General features: G+C 62.9%; 22 protein-coding genes. 9 read left to right on the top strand and 13 right to left on the bottom strand.

Translation table 11 applies throughout. The features are described 5' to 3' along the window. Nucleotides 1-2: 2 nt before the first annotated feature. Together RIN61_RS02150 and RIN61_RS02145 are read right to left on the bottom strand one after the other, a co-directional pair. A complete protein-coding gene (locus tag RIN61_RS02150) occupies nt 3-443 on the bottom strand; it encodes an NUDIX hydrolase (protein ID WP_025339778.1) in 441 nt (146 codons plus the stop codon). Nucleotides 444-630: 187 nt separating this feature from the next. Then, nucleotides 631-2,856, bottom strand: a complete 2,226-nt coding sequence (locus tag RIN61_RS02145; protein WP_112252834.1) for an NADP-dependent isocitrate dehydrogenase — start codon at nt 2,854-2,856, stop codon at nt 631-633. Between the two features lie 427 nt (nt 2,857-3,283). Between RIN61_RS02145 and icd the strand changes: the two genes are divergently transcribed. Beyond that, complete coding sequence (gene icd, locus RIN61_RS02140) at nt 3,284-4,540, top strand: NADP-dependent isocitrate dehydrogenase (protein ID WP_313855529.1); 1,257 nt, start codon at nt 3,284-3,286, stop codon at nt 4,538-4,540. A gap of 71 nt (nt 4,541-4,611) precedes the next feature. Here icd and cspD read toward each other — a convergent pair whose 3' ends face one another. Continuing rightward, nucleotides 4,612-4,866: a cold shock domain-containing protein CspD gene (cspD, locus tag RIN61_RS02135; RefSeq protein ID WP_215520627.1), complete on the bottom strand. Its 255-nt coding sequence runs from the start codon at nt 4,864-4,866 to the stop codon at nt 4,612-4,614. 230 nt (nt 4,867-5,096) lie between these two features. Between cspD and clpS the strand changes: the two genes are divergently transcribed. Together clpS and clpA are read left to right on the top strand one after the other, a co-directional pair. Beyond that, a complete protein-coding gene (clpS, locus tag RIN61_RS02130) occupies nt 5,097-5,459 on the top strand; it encodes an ATP-dependent Clp protease adapter ClpS (protein ID WP_013973290.1) in 363 nt (120 codons plus the stop codon). A 30-nt stretch (nt 5,460-5,489) separates the two neighbouring features. Continuing rightward, complete coding sequence (gene clpA, locus RIN61_RS02125; RefSeq protein ID WP_112252832.1) at nt 5,490-7,760, top strand: ATP-dependent Clp protease ATP-binding subunit ClpA; 2,271 nt, start codon at nt 5,490-5,492, stop codon at nt 7,758-7,760. Between the two features lie 182 nt (nt 7,761-7,942). On the opposite strand, the gene infA is transcribed toward clpA, so the two are convergent. From infA to aat, 3 genes are all read right to left on the bottom strand, one after another. Then, nucleotides 7,943-8,161: a translation initiation factor IF-1 gene (infA, locus tag RIN61_RS02120; RefSeq protein ID WP_002553999.1), complete on the bottom strand. Its 219-nt coding sequence runs from the start codon at nt 8,159-8,161 to the stop codon at nt 7,943-7,945. 102 nt (nt 8,162-8,263) lie between these two features. Next, entirely contained in the window at nt 8,264-8,971 is a 708-nt protein-coding gene (locus RIN61_RS02115; RefSeq protein WP_013973288.1) for an arginyltransferase, read from the bottom strand. 56 nt (nt 8,972-9,027) lie between these two features. Beyond that, nucleotides 9,028-9,708, bottom strand: coding sequence for a leucyl/phenylalanyl-tRNA--protein transferase (gene aat, locus RIN61_RS02110; protein ID WP_207878315.1), 681 nt, complete (start codon nt 9,706-9,708; stop codon nt 9,028-9,030). Between the two features lie 386 nt (nt 9,709-10,094). On the opposite strand from aat, the gene RIN61_RS02105 reads away from it, so the two are divergent. The 6 genes from RIN61_RS02105 (at nt 10,095) to cysG (ending at nt 17,757) form a co-directional block, all read left to right on the top strand. Next, complete coding sequence (locus RIN61_RS02105) at nt 10,095-12,647, top strand: DNA translocase FtsK (RefSeq protein ID WP_370289981.1); 2,553 nt, start codon at nt 10,095-10,097, stop codon at nt 12,645-12,647. Nucleotides 12,648-12,709: 62 nt separating this feature from the next. Next, nucleotides 12,710-13,345 (top strand): outer membrane lipoprotein periplasmic chaperone LolA, encoded by a 636-nt coding sequence (gene lolA / locus RIN61_RS02100; protein WP_112252829.1) that lies wholly within the window; start codon nt 12,710-12,712, stop codon nt 13,343-13,345. A gap of 12 nt (nt 13,346-13,357) precedes the next feature. Beyond that, nucleotides 13,358-14,683: a replication-associated recombination protein A gene (locus RIN61_RS02095; RefSeq protein ID WP_112252828.1), complete on the top strand. Its 1,326-nt coding sequence runs from the start codon at nt 13,358-13,360 to the stop codon at nt 14,681-14,683. After that, complete coding sequence (crcB, locus tag RIN61_RS02090) at nt 14,680-15,054, top strand: fluoride efflux transporter CrcB (protein WP_112252827.1); 375 nt, start codon at nt 14,680-14,682, stop codon at nt 15,052-15,054. Before RIN61_RS02095 ends, crcB begins: the two co-directional genes overlap by 4 nt. 30 nt (nt 15,055-15,084) lie before the next feature. Then, nucleotides 15,085-16,365: a serine--tRNA ligase gene (gene serS, locus RIN61_RS02085; protein ID WP_112252826.1), complete on the top strand. Its 1,281-nt coding sequence runs from the start codon at nt 15,085-15,087 to the stop codon at nt 16,363-16,365. Further along, nucleotides 16,366-17,757 (top strand): siroheme synthase CysG, encoded by a 1,392-nt coding sequence (cysG, locus tag RIN61_RS02080; RefSeq protein ID WP_112252825.1) that lies wholly within the window; start codon nt 16,366-16,368, stop codon nt 17,755-17,757. A 116-nt stretch (nt 17,758-17,873) separates the two neighbouring features. Here the strand turns inward: cysG and RIN61_RS02075 are convergent, their stop codons facing one another. From RIN61_RS02075 to RIN61_RS02045, 7 genes are all read right to left on the bottom strand, one after another. Then, entirely contained in the window at nt 17,874-18,833 is a 960-nt protein-coding gene (locus RIN61_RS02075; RefSeq protein ID WP_112252824.1) for a glutathione S-transferase family protein, read from the bottom strand. A 92-nt stretch (nt 18,834-18,925) separates the two neighbouring features. After that, on the bottom strand, nt 18,926-19,930 hold the full coding sequence (locus RIN61_RS02070; RefSeq protein WP_313855519.1) for a glycosyl transferase family protein: 1,005 nt from the start codon (nt 19,928-19,930) through the stop codon (nt 18,926-18,928). Then, a complete protein-coding gene (locus RIN61_RS02065; protein WP_112252822.1) occupies nt 19,927-20,262 on the bottom strand; it encodes a TusE/DsrC/DsvC family sulfur relay protein in 336 nt (111 codons plus the stop codon). Before RIN61_RS02065 ends, RIN61_RS02070 begins: the two co-directional genes overlap by 4 nt. Next, on the bottom strand, nt 20,259-20,555 hold the full coding sequence (gene tusB, locus RIN61_RS02060; RefSeq protein ID WP_112252821.1) for a sulfurtransferase complex subunit TusB: 297 nt from the start codon (nt 20,553-20,555) through the stop codon (nt 20,259-20,261). The genes RIN61_RS02065 and tusB overlap by 4 nt, the downstream gene beginning before the upstream one ends. Further along, the gene (gene tusC, locus RIN61_RS02055; protein ID WP_112252820.1) at nt 20,555-20,914 is read right to left on the bottom strand and encodes a sulfurtransferase complex subunit TusC; all 360 of its coding nucleotides are present in this window, start codon (nt 20,912-20,914) and stop codon (nt 20,555-20,557) included. The genes tusB and tusC overlap by 1 nt, the downstream gene beginning before the upstream one ends. Nucleotide 20,915: 1 nt before the next feature. Next, nucleotides 20,916-21,308 (bottom strand): sulfurtransferase complex subunit TusD, encoded by a 393-nt coding sequence (tusD, locus tag RIN61_RS02050; RefSeq protein WP_112252819.1) that lies wholly within the window; start codon nt 21,306-21,308, stop codon nt 20,916-20,918. Between the two features lie 102 nt (nt 21,309-21,410). Continuing rightward, a complete protein-coding gene (locus tag RIN61_RS02045) occupies nt 21,411-22,790 on the bottom strand; it encodes a nucleobase:cation symporter-2 family protein (RefSeq protein ID WP_112252818.1) in 1,380 nt (459 codons plus the stop codon). Nucleotides 22,791-23,077 lie beyond the last annotated feature (287 nt).

Here is a 23,077-nt window from a genome sequence, read left to right as displayed (position 1 = left end):
CGTCAGTCGCGCAGCAGGTCGAGACTGTGCAAGGGGCCTTTGAGGTAGTCGTCGAGGCAGCGTGGCACCAGTTCGCTGCGCCAGCGGGCGGGGTCGGCCAGCAGTTCGTCGCGGGTCAGCCACACGGCGCGGACGATGTCGCTGTCCAGTGCCAGGTCGGCGTGATGGCGCACGGGGCGGGCGGCGAAGCAGATGCGCTGGTAGGTCACGCCGTTGCTTGGGGCGGTGTACAGGTAGATGCCGACCACGCCGGTGAGCTCGACCTCCCAGGCGGTTTCCTCGAGGGTTTCACGCAGGGCGGCCTGGGGCAGGGTCTCGTTGGGTTCGAGGTGGCCGGCGGGCTGGTTGAAGACGTGCTGGTTGGCCTTGAATTCTTCGACGAAGAGGAACTTGCCTTCGTGTTCGACGATGGTGGCGACGGTGATGTGGGGTTGCCAGGTCATGAACAGCTCCTTAGAGGCCTGCACAGCCCTGGAGCGGGTTTACCCGCGAATGCGTCAGTGGATTCGCCATCGCATTCGCGGGTAAACCCGCTCCCACAGGGTCCGCGCTGGTGGCCAGAAATCTTTTATCCAGAAAGCACAAACCCCGGTGCGTGGCCGGGGTTTGTGCTGTTACTTCAAGCGAACCTTACAGGGCAGCAATGGCGCTGTTCAGGGTCTGGCTTGGGCGCATCACCTTGGCGGTCAGCTCGGCATCCGGGGCATAGTAGCCACCGATGTCGGCCGGCTTGCCCTGGACGGCGTTGAGCTCGGCGACGATGGTCTCCTCGTTCTCGGTCAGGGTCTTGGCCAGTGGCGCGAAGCGTGCCTGCAGGGCAGCGTCGTCGTTCTGCGCAGCCAGGGCCTGGGCCCAGTACAGGGTCAGGTAGAAGTGGCTGCCGCGGTTGTCGATACCACCGACTTTGCGCGAAGGCGACTTGTTGGTGTCGAGGAACTTGCCGGTGGCCTGGTCCAGGGTGTTGGCCAGGACTTTGGCGCGCGGGTTGTCGTAGGTGTTGCCCAGGTGCTCCAGGGAAGCGGCCAGGGCCAGGAATTCACCCAGCGAGTCCCAACGCAGGAAGTTCTCTTCCACCAGTTGCTGTACGTGCTTCGGTGCCGAACCGCCGGCGCCGGTTTCGAACAGGCCACCGCCGTTCATCAGCGGCACGATCGACAGCATTTTGGCGCTGGTGCCCAGTTCCATGATCGGGAACAGGTCGGTCAGGTAGTCACGCAGCACGTTGCCGGTCACCGAGATGGTGTCCTTGCCTTCGCGGATGCGGGCCAGGGAGAACTTGATGGCGTCTACCGGTGCCAGGATGCGGATGTCCAGGCCGGTGGTATCGTGATCCTTCAGGTATTTCTGCACCTTCTCGATCATCACGCCGTCGTGGGCGCGGGCCGGGTCCAGCCAGAACACTGCAGGAGTGTCGCTCAGGCGGGCACGGTTGACGGCCAGCTTGACCCAGTCCTGGATCGGCGCGTCCTTGACCTGGCACATGCGGAAGATGTCACCGGCTTCGACGTTCTGCTCGAGAACGACCTTGCCTTTGCTGTCGACCACGCGCACGACACCGTCTGCCTTGATCTGGAAGGTCTTGTCGTGGGAGCCGTATTCTTCGGCCTTTTGTGCCATCAGGCCGACGTTCGGTACGCTGCCCATGGTGGTCGGGTCGAAGGCGCCGTTGGCCTTGCAGTCTTCGATGGTGGCCTGGTAGATGCCGGCGTAGCAGCGGTCCGGGATGATCGCCTTGGCATCCTGCAGTTCGCCAGCGGCGTTCCACATCTTGCCCGAGTCACGGATCATGGCTGGCATCGAGGCGTCGACGATGACGTCGCTCGGCACGTGCAGGTTGGTGATGCCTTTGTCGGAGTTGACCATGGCCAGGGCCGGACGCTGGGCGTACAGGGCCTGGATGTCGGCTTCGATCTCGGCCTGCTTCTCGGCTGGCAGGTCCTTGATGCGGGCGTACAGGTCGCCGATGCCGTTGTTGGCGTTGAAGCCAACTTCAGCCAGGGCGGAGGCATGCTTGGCCAGCACGTCGTTATAGAACTCTTCGACGATGACGCCGAACATGATCGGGTCGGAAACCTTCATCATGGTGGCTTTCAGGTGTACCGACAGCAGTACGCCGGAGGCCTTGGCATCGGCGATCTGCTCGGCGATGAAGGCTTTCAGGGCCTTGCGGCTCATGGTGGCGCAGTCGATGATTTCGGCAGCTTTTACCGCAGTCTTTTCTTTCAGTACGGTGGTGTTGCCGTCTTTGCCGACCAGCTCGATGCGCAGGCTGTCGTCAGCTTCGATCAGTGCGGCTTTCTCGCTGCCGTAGAAGTCGCCCTGGGTCATGTGGGCAACGTGCGACTTGGAATCGGCAGCCCAGGCGCCCATCTTGTGCGGGTGCTTGCGGGCGTAGTTCTTGACCGACAGCGGCGCGCGGCGGTCGGAGTTGCCTTCGCGCAGCACCGGGTTCACGGCGGAACCCTTGATGCGGTCGTAGCGGGCGCGGGATTCTTTTTCTTCCGCAGTGGCCGGCTCGTCGGCGTAGTCAGGGATGTTGAAGCCCTTGCCCTGCAGTTCCTTGATCGCGGCTTTCAGCTGCGGTACCGAGGCGCTGATGTTCGGCAGCTTGATGATGTTGGCTTCCGGGGTGGTAGCCAGCTGGCCCAGCTCCGCCAGGTGATCGCCTACTTGCTTCTCTGCGCCCAGTTGCTCCGGGAAGGCGGCGAGGATACGGCCAGCCAGGGAGATGTCGCGGGTTTCGACGGCGATGTCAGCCGAAGCGGTGAAGGCTTCGATGATCGGCAGCAGCGAGTAAGTGGCAAGGGCGGGGGCTTCGTCGGTGAAGGTATAGATGATCTTGGAACGGGTGGGCATGCGGGTTAACTCTCTGTGTGCTGAGCGTGCTCGAGTCTCGTGGTGCGCAGGGTAGGCGCATCGCCCTGGCAACGCCATGAGCGGAAAGTCGAGAGGCTGCGAGCGGTGATGGTGGATGCATCAGTCGAGCGTCAAGTGCTGAGCTGCGGTAACAACCCAGGCTTTATGGCCAGGCTATGTGTCCATTCATGGCCAAGGGCGGTCCGCATTTTTCCTAGGGATCGCCCCGATGACCCTTCGGTCGCGGCGGAGTATACCAAACCATTCGGGCTAATCAGCAAGGCCAAGTGATATCGGCCCATTTATAAGACCAAAGACGTACCCGCAATGTGGTCGGTTGTCGCATGCCTTGCACCTCGGCAGATGTGGTTTAGTCTCATTGGATCGAACGATGACCAATCACACCCGAAAGCGGAGTAGTGCAAGCATGGGATACCAGAAAATCAAGGTTCCGACCGACGGCGCCAAGATCACCGTCAATGCCGACCATTCGCTCAACGTGCCTGACAACCCGATCATTCCCTACATCGAGGGCGACGGGATTGGCGTCGATGTCTCGCCGGTAATGATCAAGGTGGTCGACGCCGCCGTGCAGAAAGCTTACGGCGGCAAACGCAAGATTGCCTGGATGGAGGTGTACGCCGGCGAGAAGGCCACGCAAGTCTACGACCAGGACACCTGGTTGCCCCAGGAAACCCTGGATGCCGTGCGGGATTACGTGGTGTCGATCAAGGGGCCGCTGACCACCCCGGTGGGCGGTGGCATCCGTTCGCTCAACGTGGCCCTGCGCCAGCAGCTGGACCTGTACGTGTGCCTGCGCCCGGTGGTGTGGTTCCAGGGCGTGCCGAGCCCGGTGAAAAAACCGGGCGATGTAGACATGGTGATCTTCCGCGAGAACTCCGAGGATATCTATGCCGGCATCGAGTGGAAGGCCGGCTCGCCCGAGGCGAACAAGGTGATCAAGTTCCTCAAGGAGGAAATGGGCGTCACCAAGATCCGTTTCGACCAGGACTGTGGCATTGGCGTCAAGCCGGTGTCCCGCGAGGGCACCAAGCGCCTGGTGCGCAAGGCCCTGCAGTATGTGGTGGACAACGACCGCGAATCGCTGACCCTGGTGCACAAGGGCAACATCATGAAGTTCACCGAAGGCGCCTTCAAGGACTGGGGCTACGAGGTGGCGCGTGACGAATTCGGTGCCGAACTGCTCGACGGCGGGCCATGGATGAAGTTCAAGAACCCGAAAAGCGGGCGCGAGGTCATCGTCAAGGACGCCATCGCTGATGCCATGCTGCAGCAGATCCTGCTGCGCCCGGCCGAGTACGATGTGATCGCCACCCTCAACCTCAACGGTGACTACCTGTCCGATGCCCTGGCAGCGGAGGTGGGCGGTATCGGCATCGCGCCGGGTGCCAACCTGTCCGACACCGTGGCCATGTTCGAGGCCACCCACGGCACCGCGCCCAAGTATGCAGGGCAGGACAAGGTCAACCCGGGCTCGGTGATCCTGTCGGCAGAGATGATGCTGCGCCACATGGGCTGGACCGAGGCGGCCGACCTGATCATCAAGGGCACCAACGGCGCGATTGCCGCCAAGACCGTGACCTACGACTTCGAGCGCCTGATGGGCGGCGCCACGCTGGTGAGCAGTTCAGGCTTTGGCGATGAAATGATCAAGCACATGTAAGGCAATGAAAACCGGCCGCTTCTGTCAAGGAAGCGGCCGGTTTTTCGTTTGCCGGCAGGCGACGCGGCCGATCAGACGTCGGCAGTGCTGCTGGTCTTCTGTGGGCTTACGGCAGTGGCAGCGCTCGCGCTGCTGATATTCACCGCATGCAGGCCTTTGGGGCCCTGGATGATCTCGAAGCTCACAGCCTGGCCGGCCTTGAGCGTCTTGTAACCGTCCATCTGGATGGCTGAATAATGAGCGAACAAGTCTTCGTCCTTGCCCTCTTCATTGATGAATCCGTAGCCCTTGGCATTGTTGAACCACTTGACTTTACCGCTTGCCATCCCTATGTCCCTCTGCAAAGGACTCCATCACTGGAGTATCATCCACTTCATCCGCATACGAACCTTGCGAAAAATCTGGTTGACTGCGCGGATCTTTATCGACCACGGTGGGTTCTTATTGGTTGTAACACCGTTTTGCCGATAGTCAAGGTCGCCCGGCGCCTGCCCTGGCCGTGCCCTTCGCAGTCAACCCACAACCTTAACCTGACGCTCATGATGAAATTCTTTCCATGCATGCACCTAGTGAGATTCGACTAACATTCAATCAGGATCGCCCGCAATCGAATGAGGACGACGGCTCAGGTCTTGCAGTTCAGGAAGCCAAGCCGATCCTGCAGGCGCCACCGATGTACAAGGTGGTTTTGTTCAACGATGACTACACGCCGATGGATTTCGTCGTCGAAGTGCTCGAGACGTTCTTCAATCTGAACCGCGAGCTGGCGACCAAGATCATGCTGACCGTCCATACCGAAGGGCGGGCAGTGTGCGGATTGTTTACCCGTGACATCGCCGAAACAAAGGCTATGCAGGTCAACCAATACGCCAGGGAAAGCCAGCATCCGCTACTCTGTGAAATCGAGAAGGACGGTTAATCGCCGACCACTTGGGTATGAGGTGAAGCTATGTTAAACCGCGAGCTCGAAGTCACCCTCAATCTTGCCTTCAAGGAGGCCCGTTCGAAGCGTCATGAGTTCATGACCGTCGAACATCTGCTGCTGGCACTCCTTGACAATGAGGCTGCCGCGACCGTTCTGCGCGCCTGTGGCGCCAATCTGGACAAACTCAAGCACGACCTGCAAGAGTTCATCGATTCCACCACACCCCTGATCCCGGTCAACGACGAAGATCGCGAAACCCAGCCGACCCTGGGCTTCCAGCGTGTACTGCAGCGTGCCGTGTTCCACGTGCAAAGCTCCGGCAAGCGTGAAGTCACTGGCGCCAACGTGCTGGTGGCGATCTTCAGCGAACAGGAAAGCCAGGCCGTGTTCCTGCTCAAGCAGCAGAGCGTGGCGCGCATCGATGTGGTCAACTATATCGCCCATGGCATCTCCAAGGTGCCGGGCCATGGTTCGCATTCCGAAAGCGACCAGGAAATGCAGGACGAAGAGGGCGGCGAGACCGCCTCTTCGAGCAACCCGCTGGATGCCTATGCCAGCAACCTGAACGAACTGGCCCGTGCCGGCCGTATCGACCCGCTGGTAGGTCGCGAGCAGGAAGTGGAGCGCGTGGCGCAAATCCTTGCCCGCCGGCGCAAGAACAACCCGCTGCTGGTGGGTGAGGCAGGCGTGGGCAAGACCGCCATTGCCGAAGGCCTGGCCAAGCGCATCGTCGATGGCCAGGTGCCCGATCTGCTGGCGCAGAGCGTGGTGTATTCCCTCGACCTCGGCGCACTGCTGGCTGGTACCAAATACCGTGGCGATTTCGAGAAGCGCTTCAAGGCGTTGCTCGGCGAGCTGCGCAAGCGCCCGCAGGCGATCCTGTTCATCGACGAAATCCACACCATCATTGGTGCCGGTGCGGCGTCTGGCGGGGTGATGGATGCGTCCAACCTGCTCAAGCCACTGCTGTCGTCCGGTGAGATCCGTTGCATCGGTTCGACTACTTTCCAGGAGTTTCGCGGCATCTTCGAGAAGGACCGTGCCCTGGCGCGGCGCTTCCAGAAGGTCGATGTCAGCGAGCCATCGGTCGAAGACACCGTGGGCATCCTGCGTGGCCTGAAAGGGCGCTTCGAAAGCCACCACAACATCGAGTACAGCGACGAAGCCTTGCGCGCCGCAGCTGAACTGGCCTCGCGCTACATCAATGACCGGCACATGCCGGACAAGGCCATTGACGTGATCGACGAAGCCGGGGCCTACCAGCGGCTACAGCCGGAGGCCAACCGCGTCAAGCGCATTGACGTACCGCAGGTCGAAGACATCGTCGCCAAGATCGCGCGGATTCCGCCGAAGCATGTCACCAGTTCCGACAAGGAGCTGCTGCGCAACCTCGAGCGTGACCTGAAGCTGACCGTATTTGGTCAGGACCAGGCGATCGATTCGCTGGCCACCGCCATCAAGCTGTCCCGCGCCGGCCTCAAGTCGCCGGACAAGCCCGTCGGTTCGTTCCTGTTCGCCGGCCCGACTGGCGTCGGCAAGACCGAAGCGGCGCGGCAGCTGGCCAAGGCGCTGGGCGTTGAATTGGTGCGCTTCGACATGTCCGAGTACATGGAGCGCCACACCGTGTCTCGCCTGATCGGTGCGCCTCCTGGCTATGTTGGCTTCGACCAGGGTGGCTTGCTGACCGAGGCGATCACCAAGCAACCGCACTGCGTATTGCTGCTCGACGAAATCGAGAAGGCCCACCCGGAAGTCTTCAACCTGCTGCTGCAGGTGATGGACCACGGCACCCTGACCGACAACAACGGGCGCAAGGCCGACTTCCGCAACGTGATCCTGATCATGACCACCAACGCTGGCGCAGAAACCGCCGCGCGGGCCTCGATCGGCTTCACCCATCAGGATCATGCGTCCGATGCCATGGAAGTCATCCGCAAGAGCTTCACGCCGGAGTTCCGCAACCGTCTGGACACCATCATCCAGTTCGGCCGCCTGAGCCACGAGACGATCAAGAGCATCGTCGACAAGTTCCTTATCGAACTGCAGGCGCAGCTGGAAGACAAGCGTGTGCTGCTGGAAGTCAGCGATGATGCGCGCGGCTGGCTGGCGGCTTCGGGCTACGACGTGCAGATGGGTGCGCGGCCGATGGCGCGGCTGATCCAGGACAAGATCAAGCGGCCGCTGGCCGAGGAGATCCTGTTTGGCGAACTGGCCGAGCATGGTGGCGTGGTGCACGTCGACCTGCGCGATGGCGAACTGGTGTTCGACTTCGAGACCACGGCTGAGGTTGCGTGACGGAGGGGTAGGGCTGTACCTGTGGGAGCGGCTTTAGCCGCGAACACCGGCGCAGCCGGTGCCATCCACCGCGTTGGGTTTTCGCGGGTAAACCCGCTCCCACAGGGCTGCAAAGCAGCCCCCTACAATCCTGAAGGCACAAAAAAGCCCGGCACATGGCCGGGCTTTTTCATGGCATGAGCTTAGCGCGCACGGTAGGTGATGCGGCCCTTGCTCAGGTCGTATGGCGTCAGTTCGACGCGGACCTTGTCGCCAGTGAGAATACGGATGTAGTTCTTGCGCATCTTTCCGGAGATGTGCGCGGTTACGACGTGCCCGTTTTCCAACTCCACGCGGAACATGGTGTTGGGCAGGGTGTCGACGACAGTACCTTCCATTTCGAAGCTGTCTTCTTTCGACATGCAGTAGAGCCCTCGGATCCAGTGTTGGCCCGACGCATAACCGCACCGGGCAAAAAAGTGGCGTGGATTATGCCCGAAAATTGTGTGTCAAGCCAATGCCTTTCAGTTGAGGGTGACCCAGCGCTGATTTATCAACAGTTCGATAGGCCGGTATTGCGTCTTGTAGTTCATTTTCTTGCAGTTCTTGATCCAGTAACCCAGGTAAACCGCCTCCAGGTCCTGGCGCAGGGCTTCGGTGATCTGCCAGAGGATGGCGAAGCGGCCCAGGCTGCGGCGTTCTTCGTCCGGCTCGTAGAAGGTATACACGGCCGACAGGCCGTTGGGCAGCAGGTCGCACACCGCTACCGCCATCAGGCGGCCTTCCAGGCGGAACTCGTAGAACCAGCAGAACGGCAGGTCGCGTACCAGAAACGTGGAAAACTGGTCGCGGCTGGGCGGGTACATGTCACCGTCGGCGTGGCGCGTTTCGATATAGCGCCGGTACAGCTCGAAGTACTCTTCCTTGAATGCCGGGCGTGCCGCGGTCACGGTCAGGTCGGCGTTGCGCTTGAGGATGCGCCGTTGCTGGCGGTTGGGTATGAAGCGCGCCGCCGGGATGCGTGCCGGGACGCAGGCATTGCAGTTCTGGCAATGCGGGCGGTACAGGTGGTCGCCACTGCGGCGGAAGCCCATTTCCGACAAGTCGGCGTACACGTGCACGTCCATCGGCTGGCTGGGGTCGAGGAACAGCGTGGTGGCCTGTTCGTCGGGCAGGTAGCTGCAGGAGTGGGGCTGAGTGGCATAGAACTTCAACCGCGCCAACTCTGTCATGATCAACCCCCTCGGTGAGACTTTGCTTTAAGTGTAAGCCAGCTATGGGAACTCGCCTAGGGAAGCCATGTGGCGCTGTTGGGCTGGTCGAGGTGGCGTGCCAGGTAGCCGGCGAACTCGGCGCGGCTGATGGCGTGGGCACCCAGGCTGTGCAGGTGGTTGGTCGGCATCTGGCAGTCGATGAGGACGAACCCGGCCTCGCGCAGGTGGTTGACCAGGGTCACGAAGCCGACCTTGGAGGCGTTGTCGGCGCGGCTGAACATCGATTCGCCGAAGAACAGCTGGCCTATGGCCAGGCCATAAAGGCCACCAACCAGTTCGCCGTCCTGGCGCACTTCCACTGAATGGGCGATGCCGCGTCGGTGCAGTTCGCAATAGGCGGCGCGCATGGTGTCGGTGATCCAGGTGCCGTCGGCGTAGTCGCGTGGCGCGGCGCAGGCGGCGATTACCGCCGGGAAGTCGGTGTCGAAGCTGACCTGGTAGCGGCCCTGGCGCATCAGCTTGGCCAGCGAGCGCGACACGTGCAGCTGGTCCGGAAGCAGCACCGTGCGCGGGTCGGGTGACCACCAGAGGATCGGCTGGCCATCCTGGTACCACGGGAAGCAGCCATGGCGATAGGCCTGCACCAGGCGCTCGGGGCTCAGGTCGCCGCCGGCGGCGAGCAGGCCGTTGGGTTCGTGCAGGGCCTTTTCCAGGGGTGGGAAGGTGAGCGAGTCGCGGGTCAGCCAGGTGAGCATGGTCTAGTGTGCGGTGGGGGAGGGGAGAGGTCAGCATGGCGCGGGTGAAAAGCAGGGTCAATCTCTTTGGCTTCTTCGCGGGTGAACCCGCTCCCACAGGTATTGCACAGGTGCTGAAGGCTGAGTGGGCTACTTGCGGGAGCGGGTTCACCCGCGAAGAGGCCAGCACAGGCGATCAAAATAGGCAATTTCCTACACATTCATGAAACCGCAGGCACCATCCGCTACATTTGCTGTCACACCTGTGCAAAAACACAGCATAAGCCTTTGTCACAGAAGACAATGCGTGCTCAAATTGCAGGTATACGAAAGTCGCCCCCACTCAAGCTCCTTACGGCGTGCCGTCATGGCAGTGGGCGGGCAGTAATGTTAAAAGTAGTGGTTCATTGGCCGCACCGTCGGCCGATCACTATTGGACGCGCAGCACGCGCAGGAATAGACGCGTTTTGAAGAAATCCACCGCAACTCCAGCTCCCTTGCCTGTCCCCCTGTGGCGGCAGCAGCTGCATTATCGCCTCAAGGAAGGTGCGTTGATCGCTGTCGGCGCCCTGTGCCTGTACCTGTGGATGGCGCTGCTGACCTACGATACGTCGGACCCGGGCTTCAGCCACACCAGCAACGTCGACCAGGTGCAGAACGCCGCCGGGCGTGCCGGTGCCTACTTCGCCGACATCCTGTTCATGGTGCTGGGGTATTTTGCCTACATCTTCCCGCTGCTGCTGGCGATAAAGACCTGGCAGATCTTCCGCGAACGGCACCAGCCCTGGGACTGGAGCGGCTGGCTGTTCTCCTGGCGGCTGATCGGCCTGGTGTTCCTGGTGCTGTCGGGTGCGGCGCTGGCGCATATCCATTTCCACCCGGCTGCGAGCATGCCGTTCTCCGCCGGTGGTGCACTGGGCGAGAGCCTCGGCGACCTGGCGCGCAACCTGCTGAACGTGCAGGGCAGCACGCTGATGTTCATTGCCCTGTTCCTGTTCGGCCTGACCGTGTTCACCGACCTGTCGTGGTTCAAGGTGATGGACCTGACCGGCAAGATCACCCTCGACCTGTTCGAACTGGTGCAGGGCGCTGCCAACCGCTGGTGGGAAGCACGCAACGAGCGCAAGCGCCTGGAGGCGCAACTGCGCGAGGACGAGCCGGTGGTGGTCAAGGCCGCACCGACGGCTGCCGACAAGCGCGAGCCGGCCAAGCCGGCGCTGCGCGAGCGTATCTTCAAACGTGAAGAGGCACCTGCCCAGCCGGTCGAGCCGCGTGAGCCGACCCTGTCACGCGAGCCTGTGGTGCCGCGCGAGTCGCTGGCAGCACGTGAGCCGATTATCTCCCGCGAGCAACCTGGCGCGGCCCCGATGATCGTGCCGCCGACACCCGCCAGGGCGCCGGAGCCGAGCAAGCGGGTGATGAAGGAGAAACAGGCGCCGCTGTTCGTCGACAGCGCGGTGGAAGGCACCTTGCCATCGATCTCCATCCTCGATCCGGCCGAACAGAAGAAGATCGAGTACTCGCCCGAATCCCTGGCCGGTGTTGGCCAGCTGCTGGAAATCAAGCTCAAGGAGTTCGGCGTGGAAGTGACGGTGGACTCGATCCATCCAGGCCCGGTGATTACCCGTTACGAAATCCAGCCAGCCGCCGGCGTGAAGGTCAGCCGCATCGCCAACCTGGCCAAGGACCTGGCGCGTTCGCTGGCGGTGACCAGTGTACGTGTGGTCGAAGTCATCCCCGGCAAGACCACCGTGGGTATCGAGATCCCCAACGAAAACCGGCAGATGGTGCGGTTCTCCGAAGTGCTGGCCACACCGCAGTACGACGAACAGAAATCGCCGGTCACCCTGGCCCTGGGCCATGACATCGGCGGCAAGCCGGTGATCACCGACCTGGCCAAGATGCCGCACCTGCTGGTGGCCGGTACCACCGGTTCCGGTAAGTCGGTGGGCGTGAACGCGATGATCCTGTCGATCCTGTTCAAGTCCAGCCCTGAAGACGCGCGGCTGATCATGATCGACCCGAAAATGCTCGAGCTGTCGATCTACGAAGGCATCCCGCACCTGCTGTGCCCGGTGGTTACCGACATGAAGGACGCTGCCAACGCCCTGCGCTGGAGCGTGGCCGAGATGGAGCGGCGCTACAAGCTGATGGCGGCCATGGGCGTGCGTAACCTGGCCGGCTTCAATCGCAAGGTCAAGGACGCCCAGGAAGCCGGCGAAATCATCCATGACCCGCTGTATCGCCGCGAGAGCATGGACGACGAGCCGCCTGCGCTGAAAACCCTGCCGACCATCGTGGTGGTGGTCGACGAATTTGCCGACATGATGATGATCGTCGGCAAGAAGGTCGAAGAGCTGATCGCCCGTATCGCCCAGAAGGCACGGGCGGCCGGTATCCACCTGATCCTCGCTACCCAGCGCCCGTCGGTGGATGTGATTACCGGCCTGATCAAGGCCAACATCCCGACCCGCATGGCGTTCCAGGTGTCGAGCAAGATCGACTCGCGGACCATCATCGACCAGGGTGGTGCCGAGCAGTTGCTGGGCCACGGTGACATGCTGTACATGCCGCCGGGCACCAGCCTGCCGATTCGTGTGCACGGCGCGTTCGTCTCCGACGACGAGGTGCACCGCGTGGTGGAAGCGTGGAAGCTGCGCGGCGCCCCGGACTACAACGACGACATCCTCAACGGCGTCGAGGAGGCCGGCAGCGGCTTCGAAGGCGGCGGCGGTGGTGGCGATGGCGAAGATTCGGAAAGCGACGCCCTGTATGATGAGGCCGTGCAGTTCGTGCTGGAAAGCCGCCGTGCGTCCATCTCGGCCGTGCAGCGCAAACTGAAGATCGGCTACAACCGCGCCGCCCGCATGATCGAAGCCATGGAAATGGCCGGCGTGGTCACCCCCATGAACAGCAACGGCTCGCGGGAAGTGATTGCCCCGGGCGGCCCGCGCGACTGACGAACACCCTGCCGGGCGCCAACGGTGGCGCCCGGCCTTTTCAATGCTCGATGAGGACTCCCATGCGCGCGATTCGCATGCTGTTGGTTTCTGCCCTGGCCGCGGCTTCTGTGTCGGCCACCCTATCGGCTCAGGCCGGTGAGCAAGACGTACAACGACTGACCCAATTGCTGGAAAAGTCGCAGACCATCGAGGCCAACTTTTCCCAGCTGACCCTGGACGCCGGCGGCACCAGCTTGCAGGAAACATCCGGCAAGATGACCGTCAAGCGCCCAGGCCTGTTCTACTGGCACACCGATGCGCCGCAGGAGCAGGTGGTGGTATCCGACGGCAAGAACGTCACCCTGTGGGACCCGGACCTGGAGCAGGCCACCATCAAGAAGCTCGACCAGCGCCTGAACCAGACCCCGGCGCTGCTGCTGTCCGGTGACGTGTCGAAGATCAGCCAGAGCTTCGACATCAGCTCGAAGGAGCAGGGCGAAGTGATGGACTTCACCCTCAAGCCGAAGACCAAGGACACCTTGTTCGACTCGCTGCGCGTGTCGTTCCGCAAGGGCCTGATCAACGACATGCAGCTGATCGACAGCGTCGGCCAGCGCACCAACATCCTGTTCAATGGCGTGAAAGCCAACCAGGCGGTGCCGGACAGCAAGTTCAAGTTCGACATCCCCAAAGGCGCGGACGTCATCAAGGAGTAACCAGAGCTCGCCATGGACCTGTTTCGAAGCGAACCCGTCGCCCAGCCCCTGGCCGCCCGCCTGCGCCCGTCCAACCTGGACGAGTACGTCGGCCAGGAGCACCTGCTGGCGCGCGGCAAACCGCTGCGCGAGGCGCTGGAGCAGGGGGCGCTGCACTCGATGATCTTCTGGGGGCCGCCGGGGGTGGGCAAGACCACCCTCGCGCGGCTGCTGGCGCAGTTCTGCGATGCGCACTTCGAAACGGTGTCGGCGGTGCTGGCTGGTGTGAAGGAGATTCGCCAGGCGGTCGAGGTGGCCAAGCAGCAGGCTGGCCAGTATGGCCGGCGTACCATCCTGTTCGTCGACGAAGTGCATCGCTTCAACAAGTCGCAGCAAGATGCCTTCCTGCCCTATGTCGAAGACGGCACCTTGCTGTTCATTGGCGCCACCACCGAAAACCCGTCGTTCGAGCTGAACAATGCACTGCTGTCGCGGGCACGGGTGTATGTGCTCAAGAGCCTGGACGAGGCGGCGCTGCGCAAACTGGTAAACCGTGCGCTGACTGAAGAGCGCGGCCTGGGCAAGCGCAACCTGCGGGTTGGCGATGACGCCTTCAAGATGTTGATGGCCGCCGCCGACGGCGATGGCCGGCGCATGCTCAACTTCCTGGAAAACGCCTCGGACCTGGCTGAAGACGGCAGCGAGATCGACGTCGAGATGCTGCAGAGCCTGCTCGGTGACAGCCGCCGCCGCTTCGACAAGGGTGGCGAGGCGTTCTACGACCAGATTTCCGCGCTGCACAAGTCGGTACGCGGCTCCAACCCCGATGGCGCCCTGTACTGGTTCGCGCGCATGCTGGACGGCGGCTGCGACCCGCTGTACATCGCCCGCCGCGTGGTGCGCATGGCCAGCGAAGACATCGGCAACGCCGACCCGCGCGCGCTCAGCCTGTGCCTGGCGGCCTGGGATGTGCAAGAGCGCCTGGGCAGCCCCGAGGGCGAGCTGGCGGTTGCTCAGGCCATTACCTACCTCGCCTGTGCACCGAAGAGCAATGCGGTTTACATGGGCTTCAAGACCGCCCTGCGCGAGGCTGCCGAGCACGGCTCACTGGAAGTGCCGCTGCATCTGCGCAACGCGCCGACCAAGCTGATGAAGCAGCTGGGCTATGGCGACGAGTACCGCTATGCCCATGACGAGCCCGACGCCTATGCCGCCGGCGAAGACTACTTCCCCGACCAGCTCGAGCCGCGCCAGTACTACCAGCCGGTGCCCCGTGGCCTGGAACTGAAGATTGGCGAGAAGCTGCGCCACCTGGCCGACCTTGACCGCAACAGCCCCCGCCAGCGGAGAAAACCGTGATTGCACTGATTGCCGCCGTCAGCACGGGTGGTATTGCCGGTACCTTGTTGCGCTTCGCTACCACCAATTGGGTGGCTGCCCACTGGCCACGGCACTTCTATCTCGGTACGCTGGCGGTCAACCTGGTCGGCTGCCTGCTGATCGGCCTGCTCTATGGCCTGTTCCTGCACAAGCCGGTCGTGCCGGTCGAACTGCGCGCCGGGCTGATCGTCGGCTTCCTCGGTGGCCTGACGACCTTTTCCTCCTTTTCGCTGGATACCGTACGCCTGCTGGAAAGCGGGCAAGTGCCTCTGGCTTTGGGCTACACCGGTATCAGCGTGGTGGGCGGGCTGCTCGCGACCTGGGCCGGCCTGTGCCTGACCCGATTCTGAACCAACACCTACACATAACGAGAGAACGATATGCTCGATTCCAAACTGTTACGCGGCCAACTTCAGGAAGTGGCGGATCGCCTGGCCTCCCGTGGCTTCAGCCTGGATGTCGCGCGCATCGAATCACTGGAAGAGCGCCGCAAGGCGGTGCAAACCCGCACCGAGCAGCTGCAGGCCGAGCGTAACGCCCGTTCCAAGTCCATCGGCCAGGCCAAGGCCAAGGGCGAGGACATTGCGCCGCTGATGGCCGACGTTGAGCGCATGGCCAACGAACTGGCTGCTGGCAAGGCCGAACTGGACGGCATCCAGGCCGAACTGGATGGCATCCTGCTGACCATCCCCAACCTGCCGGACGCCAGCGTACCGGTCGGCGCCAGCGAAGAGGACAACGTCGAAGTGCGCCGTTGGGGCACACCGAAGGCCTTCGACTTCGAAATCAAGGACCATGTCGCCCTCGGCGAAGTCAGCGGTGGCCTGGACTTCGAAGCGGCCGCCAAGCTGTCTGGCGCCCGCTTTGCCGTGCTGCGTGGCCCGATCGCCCGCCTGCACCGCGCCCTGGCGCAGTTCATGATCAACCTGCATACCGGCGAGCACGGCTACGAGGAGCACTACACCCCGTACCTGGTGCAGGCCCCGGCTCTGCAGGGCACCGGCCAGTTGCCGAAGTTCGAGGAAGACCTGTTCAAGATCAGCCGCGAAGGCGAGGCCGACTTCTACCTGATCCCGACCGCCGAAGTGTCGCTGACCAACCTGGTGGCCGGTGAAATCCTCGACGCCAAACAGTTGCCTCTGAAGCTGGTTGCCCATACCCCGTGCTTCCGCAGCGAAGCCGGTGCTTCCGGCCGTGACACCCGCGGCATGATCCGCCAGCACCAGTTCGACAAGGTCGAGATGGTGCAGGTAGTCGAGCCGTCCAAGTCGATGGAAGCCCTGGAGGGCCTGACTGCCAACGCCGAGCGCGTGCTGCAGTTGCTGGAGCTGCCGTATCGCGTGCTGGCCCTGTGCACCGGCGACATGGGCTTTGGTGCCGTGAAGACCTATGACCTGGAAGTGTGGGTGCCAAGCCAGGACAAGTACCGCGAAATCAGCTCGTGCTCCAACTGCGGCGACTTCCAGGCGCGTCGCATGCAGGCCCGCTGGCGCAACCCGGAAACCGGCAAGCCAGAGCTGGTGCACACCCTCAACGGCTCCGGCCTGGCCGTAGGCCGTACCTTGGTTGCCGTACTGGAAAACTACCAGCAGGCCGACGGTTCGATCCGTGTGCCGGAAGTGCTGAAGCCTTACATGGGCGGCGTCGAGGTTATCCGCTAAATGGATTACCTGCCGCTGTTCCACAAGCTGCAGGGCGGCCGCGTGCTGGTCGTTGGCGGCGGTGAGATTGCCTTGCGCAAGGCGCGCCTGCTGGCCGATGCCGGCGCCGCGCTGCGCGTGGTGGCCCCGGATGTCGACGGCCAGTTGGCCGCGCTGGCCCGGGAAGGTGGCGGCGAGGTGCTGGTGCGCGGCTATCAGGCTGCCGACCTGGTCGGTTGTCGTCTGGTGATCGCCGCCACTGACGACCCTGGGCTCAATGCCCAGGTGTCGGCGGATGCGCAGGCCCTTAGCCTGCCGGTGAACGTGGTGGATGCGCCGGCGCTGTGCACGGTGATCTTCCCGGCGATCGTCGACCGTTCGCCGTTGGTGGTTGCGGTGTCCAGTGGCGGTGATGCACCGGTGCTGGCGCGCTTGATTCGCGCCAAGCTGGAGGCCTGGATCCCGTCCGCCTACGGCGAGCTGGCCGGCCTGGCCGCGCGCTTTCGCGACAAGGTCAAGGGCTTGTACCCGGACGTCAATCAGCGCCGTGGCTTCTGGGAAACCGTGTTTCAGGGGCCGATTGCCGAGCGCCAGCTGGCCGGGCAAGGCGCCGAGGCCGAGCGCCTGTTGCAGGCTATGGTCGACGGTGCACCGGTGCAGCAGGGTGGTGAGGTGTACCTGGTGGGTGCGGGCCCTGGCGATCCGGACTTGCTGACCTTCCGTGCCTTGCGCCTGATGCAGCAGGCCGACGTGGTGCTGTACGACCGCCTGGTAGCACCGGCGATCATCGAGATGTGTCGTCGCGATGCCGAGCGTATCTACGTGGGCAAGCGCCGCGCCGACCATGCAGTGCCTCAGGACCAGATCAACCGCCTGCTGGTCGATCTGGCTCGGCAGGGCAAGCGTGTGTTGCGCCTGAAAGGCGGCGACCCGTTCATCTTCGGCCGGGGCGGCGAAGAGATCGAAGAGCTGGCCGAGCATGGCATCCCGTTCCAGGTGGTGCCGGGCATTACCGCGGCCAGTGGGTGTTCCGCCTATGGTGGGATTCCGCTGACGCACCGTGACTATGCCCAGTCGGTCCGTTTCGTGACCGGGCACCTGAAGGATGGTACCAGCAACCTGCCCTGGAATGACCTGGTGGCGCCGGCACAGACCTTGGTGTTCTACATGGGCTTGGTGGGGTTGCCGACCATCTGTGCCGAGCTGATTCGCCATGGCCGCGCGGCCAGCACCCCGGCTGCGTTGGTGCAACAGGGGACGACGCGTAATCAGCGCGTGTTTACCGGTACCTTGGCCGACTTGCCGGAGCTGGTGGCCCAGCATGAAGTGCACGCACCGACCCTGGTGATTGTCGGGGAAGTGGTGCAGTTGCGTGACAAGCTGGCGTGGTTCGAAGGTTCGCAGAACAGCTGAAATCGTTGGGGCCGCGTTGCGGCCCATCGCGACACAAGGCCGCTCCTACAGGAGACAGCGATCCCCTGTAGGAGCGGCCTTGTGTCGCGATGGGCTGCAAAGCAGCCCCTGCAATCTCAAACCTGCCAGATCCCCTTGCCCGCCAACCGCTCCCGATCATGTGCCAGGCCAAAGTCCTGCAAAGGCCCTTTAGGCACGATCCCGTTCGGGTTGATGGTCTTGTGACTCATGTAGTAGTGCTTCTGGATATGCTCCATGTCCACTGTGCCCGCCACCCCCGGCCACTGGTACAGCTCACGCAGCCAGTTCGACAGGTTGTGATAATCACTCAGGCGACGCAGGTTGCACTTGAAGTGCCCGTGGTACACCGCATCGAAGCGCACCAGGGTGGTGAACAGGCGCACATCGGCCTCGGTCAGGTATTCTCCGGCCAGGTAGCGATTGCGGCTCAGCAGGTCTTCCAGGTAGTCCAGTTCGTTGAACACTTCGTCAAACGCAGCCTCGTAGGCGTCCTGCGTAGTGGCAAAGCCTGCTCGATACACGCCGTTGTTCACCGCCGGATAGATGCGCTCGTTCAGCGCTTCGATGGTCGGGCGCAGCGGCTCAGGGTAGAGGTCCAGCGTGTTGCCGGTCAGTTCGTTGAACGCGCTGTTGAAGATGCGGATGATCTCCGACGACTCGTTGTTGACGATGCGTTTCTCTTTCTTGTCCCACAGCACCGGTACCGTCACGCGGCCGGTGTAGTGAGGGTCATCCTGGGTATAGCGCTGATGCAGGTACTGCAGCGCGTCGAGGTGGTCACCGCTGGAGCCTTGCTGCTGGTCGAAAGTCCAGCCATGGTCTTGCATCAGCCAGCTGACCACCGACACGTCGATCAATGGCTCCAGGCCCTTGAGGGCGCGGAAGATCAGGGTGCGGTGCGCCCATGGGCAGGCCAGCGAGACGTACAGGTGGTAACGGCCAGCTTCGGGAGCAGGCAGCTGATTGCGGCGTTGGGCATTCTCGCGTTTGAACGTGCCGTCCTTGCCGTTTTCATACCACTGGTCATGCCAGCGGCCGTCGATCAAAAGGCCCATGGTGAGCTCCTCGGAACAAAGTTGTTTGTCGTTGGAGCCCAGTCTAGGGAAAAACGTTCGAATAACTAGCGCAAAGACTGCGCTCTTGCTATCTACTTATTCGATTGGTTGCGTGCACCCCAGTAACCACGTGCCGTGGCGAAAGCCTGCTCGCGGTCCTGGCCCAGGCCGCGCAGGGCCAGGGCGATGGTCGCGACCACAGCCATTTCACCGTAGCTGTCCTCGGCCTCGCCGCGCCAGACCGCCAGCAATTGCTGCGGCTCCAGGCTAGGCGGTTTCACGTGGCGGCGTTCGCTCAGCGCTGGCCATTCCTCGTCCCAGGCTTCGCCGGTGGTGGTGCCGTACAGATGGCTGATGACATCGGGGTTGACCTCGATCTCGCCGCCATCACCCTTGATTACCACGGCATGGTCGCCCAGCAGGCGGCTGGCCTCGCGGTGCACCGCCTGGTAACCGGGGTGGAAGATGCTTTGCAGGCCACAGCGCGCAGCCAGCGGGTTGAGTACCCGGGCCAGCGAATGGATGGGCGAACGCAGGCCCAGGGTATTGCGCAGGTCGATCATGCGCTGCAACTGCGGCGCCCAGTCCTGCAGCGGGAAGAAGGCAAGGCGCTGCTCGTCCAGGGCGCGGCTGACCGCAGCCCAGTCACGGCACAGCGGAATTTCCAGCAAGGACAGAAGCTGCTCGGTGTACATGCGCCCGGCAGTGTGTGCACCGCCACCGTGCATCAAGGTGCGCACGCCATTGTCGGCCAGGCATTTGGCAGCCAGCAGGTACCACGGCAGGTGGCGCTTCTTGCCGGCATAGGTGGGCCAGTCCAGGTCAACGGCGATGTGAGGCGCCTGCAAGTGGGCGCGCACGGCCTCGGTGAAGCCGGCCAGTTCTTCGGCGCTTTCTTCCTTGTGCCGCAGCAGCATGAGAAAGGCACCAAGCTGGGCATCTTCGACTTTGCCTTCCAGCAGCAGGGTCATGGCCGTACGGGCTTCTTCACGGGTCAGGCCACGCGCGCCGCGCTTGCCTTTGCCAAGGATGCGCACGAACTCGGCGAATGGGTGTTCGGCTGGGGTTTCCAGGGTAAGCGGGAGAGGTTCTGTCATATGCAGTTGGTCGGCTTGGGCAGGCCTGCCAGCTTGGCGGCCAGTTTGGCGGGAGTGCCGTTGAACAGGCGGTTGAGGTGCGGGCTGTTGCCCTTGTCAGGCCCCAGTTTGAGGGCTGTGTACTTGATCAGCGGGCGCGTGGCCGGGGACAGCTGGTATTCCTGGTAGAACTGGCGCAGCAGTTCGAGGATTTCCCAGTGGTCCGCCGTCAGCGGGATGCCCTCGCGCTCGGCCAAAGCCTCGGCGGCGGCATGCGACCAGTCTTGCAGGTCGACCAGGAAGCCGTCCTTGTCCAGGGCGATCGCCTGATCGCCAACGTTGAGGGTATTCATAGCCAGCTGTTGACCTTGTCGTAATGCAGCGACAGTTCGACGAACCCGGAGTAGTCCACGGCCTTGGCCAGTTCGTTGTCGGCGGCGCGGGCCTGCACGTCTTCTTCCAGGGCGAACAGGCGCTGGGCCAGGCCGGCGGCTTGCAGCTGGCGGTGCGGTTCGCTGCCGCTGCGCAGGGCATACACCGCATCGCCGCACAGCAGCAGGGCATCGTCGGCACCGAGCAGGCGCAGGCAGCTGGCCAGGCGCTCGTCGCCAAATGGGGAGTGGGCAATTACATGCAAGGTCGTCATCAGAGCGTTACCACCTGGTCGAAACGGGCGATCAGTGCGGCCAGGGCCGCATCGTCCAGCACTTGCACAGGCAGCGCCAGGTTGTCGGCTGCCAGGCCGCGGCGAGTGAGGCTGTGGCTGCAGGCGAACAGTTCCTCGACGCCGAACATTGGTAGCGCCTGCAAGTTGGCGGCCAGGTTCTTCTGTTGCACAGCGGTGGGCTGCTGGTCCGCAGCGAGCTGGAACACCCCGTCGTCGAGGAACAGCATGCCCAGCGGCAGATCGAACGCGCCGCCCGCCAGGGCGATGTCCAATGCTTCGCGGGCCGATGGGCCGTTCCAGGGCGCTTGACGGCTGATGATCAACAAGGATTTGGTCATTTCAGTCGCCTCCAAAGCAGACAAGGCGATCGGCAACCTGCGCCGCCTCATGCAACTGGCCAAGCCCCGACAGTTCCCAAGGCTTGGGCAGGTTCACGGCCGGGCGCTGGTGGCGGTTGGCCTCGGCCTCGTCGAGCACGCCGCGGCGCAGGGCGGCGGCGATGCACACCACTGCGTCCAGTTGGTTGGTCTCGATGAAGGCACGCCATTGGCCGGCCACATCCAGCTCATCCTGGGGGGCGACCACGTTGGCCGAGGCACTGTGTACCCCGTCCTGATAGAAGAACAGCCGGGCAATCTCATGCCCGCCGGCCAGTACCGCCTCGGCGTAGCGCAGGGCGCGCCGCGAGGAGGGCGCATGGGCCGGGGAGAACACCGCGATAGCGAATTTCATGGGTAACTCATGCAAAAGGAATGGTGCCATGATAAAGCAAAAAAGCCCGCGCCCGCTTATGCATGGCGGGGCGGGCTTTCTGTAAAGCATCTGTCTCCAGGCTCAAGCCTGTTCCTTGCTCTCCGGCAGGAACCAGTTCAACACCAGGGCACAGATTCCTCCAGTAGCCACGCCCGACTCCAGCACATTGCGAATCGCCGCCGGCATATGCGCCAGGAACTCCGGCACCTGCGCCACGCCCAGGCCCAAGGCCAGGGACACAGCGATGATCAGCAGGGCACGACGGTCCAGGCGAGTGCTGGCCAGGATATTGATCCCCGAAGCCGCAACCGCTCCGAACATGACCATGGCCGCACCACCCAGTACCGGTTCCGGCACCGCTTGAATCACCCCGGCAACGCTCGGGAACAGCCCCAGCAGCACCAGCATCACGGCAATCCACATTCCGATATGGCGGCTGGCGATCCCGGTCAGCTGAATTACGCCATTGTTCTGGGCAAAGATCGAGCTTGGGAAGGTGTTGAACAAGCCGGCCAGCAGCGAGTTGGCCCCATTGACCAACACACCGCCCTTGATCCGCTGCATCCACACAGGCCCCTCGACCGGCTGGCGCGACACTTTGCTGGTGGCGGTAACGTCACCGATGGCTTCCAGCGAAGTTACCAGGTAGATCACCAGCATCGGGATGAACAGTGCCCAGGAAAAGCTCAGGCCGAAGTGCAGCGGCGTGGGCACCTGGAACAGCGCGGCTTCATGCATGCCGGTGAAATCCAGGCGGCCCAGGTAGCCGGCCAGCGCATAGCCGACCGCCAGGGCGATAACGATGGCGCAGCTGCGCATCCACACCACCGGGATACGGTTGAGGATGACGATGATCGCCAGCACCACGCCCGACAGCAGCAGGTTCTCGCCATTGGCGAAGGTGCCATTGGCCATGGCACCGAAACCACCGCCCATGCTGATCAGCCCGACCTTGATAAGGGTCAGGCCGATCATCAGCACCACGATGCCAGTTACCAGCGGGGTAATCAGGCGTTTGACGAAGGGCAGGATGCGCGACACGCCCATCTCGACGAACGAGCCGGCGATTACCACGCCAAAGATGGCCGCCATCACGCCTTCTACCGGCGTACCTTGCTTGACCATCAGCGCCCCGCCGGCAATCAGCGGGCCGACGAAGTTGAAGCTGGTGCCCTGGACGATCAGCAGCCCGGCACCGAACGGCCCGAAGCGTTTGCACTGGACGAAGGTGGCAATACCCGAAATGACCAGCGACATGGAGACGATCAGGTTGGTATCCCGTGCCGAAACACCCAGCGCCTGGCAAATCAGCAGGCCAGGGGTGACGATCGGCACGATGATCGCCAGCAGGTGCTGCAGCGCTGCCAGCAGGCCGATCAACAGCCGTGGCTTGTCCTCCAGACCAAGCACCAGTTCATTGGTAGGCGCCGCCGCGCCTGGGCTGTGTTCGTGTGAGCTCATTGCGAAAAGCTGCCCCGGAGAAAAAAGGAGCGCATTCTACGGGGTGATGGCGAATTGGGGTAGAGAAAAGCACGATGGCGGCATGATCGACGACCATTTGCCCGTTTATCTGACTTCATGGTCAGTTATTGGTACTGTTTGTTCAAGCCTGAAACCTGCGCGGACCCTGTGGGAGCGGGTTCTCCCGCGAAGAAACCAATGCGGTGCCTGGCACCGGCTGCGCCGGTGTTCGCGGGTAAACCCGCTCCCACAAAAAAAGCCCGCCGAAGCGGGCTTTCTATTGCAGC

It is taken from the genome of Pseudomonas inefficax (assembly GCF_032164165.1).
In the GTDB taxonomy this organism is placed as follows: Bacteria; Pseudomonadota; Gammaproteobacteria; order Pseudomonadales; family Pseudomonadaceae; genus Aquipseudomonas; species Aquipseudomonas inefficax.
The sequence above is the reverse complement of the archived record's forward strand: the minus strand, read 5'-3'. Positions and strand labels throughout refer to the sequence as shown.

What these genes read in the sequence shown, in the direction of transcription:
- tusD (WP_112252819.1), bottom strand. Translation starts at nt 21,308, where the DNA reads ATGAAATTCGCTATCGCGGTGTTCTCCCCGGCCCATGCGCCCTCCTCG.
- tusB (WP_112252821.1), bottom strand. Translation starts at nt 20,555, where the DNA reads ATGACGACCTTGCATGTAATTGCCCACTCCCCATTTGGCGACGAGCGC.
- aat (WP_207878315.1), bottom strand. Translation starts at nt 9,708, where the DNA reads ATGCTCACCTGGCTGACCCGCGACTCGCTCACCTTCCCACCCCTGGAA.
- RIN61_RS02145 (WP_112252834.1), bottom strand. Translation starts at nt 2,856, where the DNA reads ATGCCCACCCGTTCCAAGATCATCTATACCTTCACCGACGAAGCCCCC.
- tusC (WP_112252820.1), bottom strand. Translation starts at nt 20,914, where the DNA reads ATGACCAAATCCTTGTTGATCATCAGCCGTCAAGCGCCCTGGAACGGC.
- RIN61_RS02065 (WP_112252822.1), bottom strand. Translation starts at nt 20,262, where the DNA reads ATGAATACCCTCAACGTTGGCGATCAGGCGATCGCCCTGGACAAGGAC.
- icd (WP_313855529.1), top strand. Translation starts at nt 3,284, where the DNA reads ATGGGATACCAGAAAATCAAGGTTCCGACCGACGGCGCCAAGATCACC.
- infA (WP_002553999.1), bottom strand. Translation starts at nt 8,161, where the DNA reads ATGTCGAAAGAAGACAGCTTCGAAATGGAAGGTACTGTCGTCGACACC.
- serS (WP_112252826.1), top strand. Translation starts at nt 15,085, where the DNA reads ATGCTCGATTCCAAACTGTTACGCGGCCAACTTCAGGAAGTGGCGGAT.
- RIN61_RS02095 (WP_112252828.1), top strand. Translation starts at nt 13,358, where the DNA reads ATGGACCTGTTTCGAAGCGAACCCGTCGCCCAGCCCCTGGCCGCCCGC.
- clpA (WP_112252832.1), top strand. Translation starts at nt 5,490, where the DNA reads ATGTTAAACCGCGAGCTCGAAGTCACCCTCAATCTTGCCTTCAAGGAG.
- clpS (WP_013973290.1), top strand. Translation starts at nt 5,097, where the DNA reads ATGCATGCACCTAGTGAGATTCGACTAACATTCAATCAGGATCGCCCG.
- lolA (WP_112252829.1), top strand. Translation starts at nt 12,710, where the DNA reads ATGCGCGCGATTCGCATGCTGTTGGTTTCTGCCCTGGCCGCGGCTTCT.
- RIN61_RS02115 (WP_013973288.1), bottom strand. Translation starts at nt 8,971, where the DNA reads ATGACAGAGTTGGCGCGGTTGAAGTTCTATGCCACTCAGCCCCACTCC.
- RIN61_RS02070 (WP_313855519.1), bottom strand. Translation starts at nt 19,930, where the DNA reads ATGACAGAACCTCTCCCGCTTACCCTGGAAACCCCAGCCGAACACCCA.
- cspD (WP_215520627.1), bottom strand. Translation starts at nt 4,866, where the DNA reads ATGGCAAGCGGTAAAGTCAAGTGGTTCAACAATGCCAAGGGCTACGGA.
- RIN61_RS02045 (WP_112252818.1), bottom strand. Translation starts at nt 22,790, where the DNA reads ATGAGCTCACACGAACACAGCCCAGGCGCGGCGGCGCCTACCAATGAA.
- RIN61_RS02075 (WP_112252824.1), bottom strand. Translation starts at nt 18,833, where the DNA reads ATGGGCCTTTTGATCGACGGCCGCTGGCATGACCAGTGGTATGAAAAC.
- RIN61_RS02150 (WP_025339778.1), bottom strand. Translation starts at nt 443, where the DNA reads ATGACCTGGCAACCCCACATCACCGTCGCCACCATCGTCGAACACGAA.
- cysG (WP_112252825.1), top strand. Translation starts at nt 16,366, where the DNA reads ATGGATTACCTGCCGCTGTTCCACAAGCTGCAGGGCGGCCGCGTGCTG.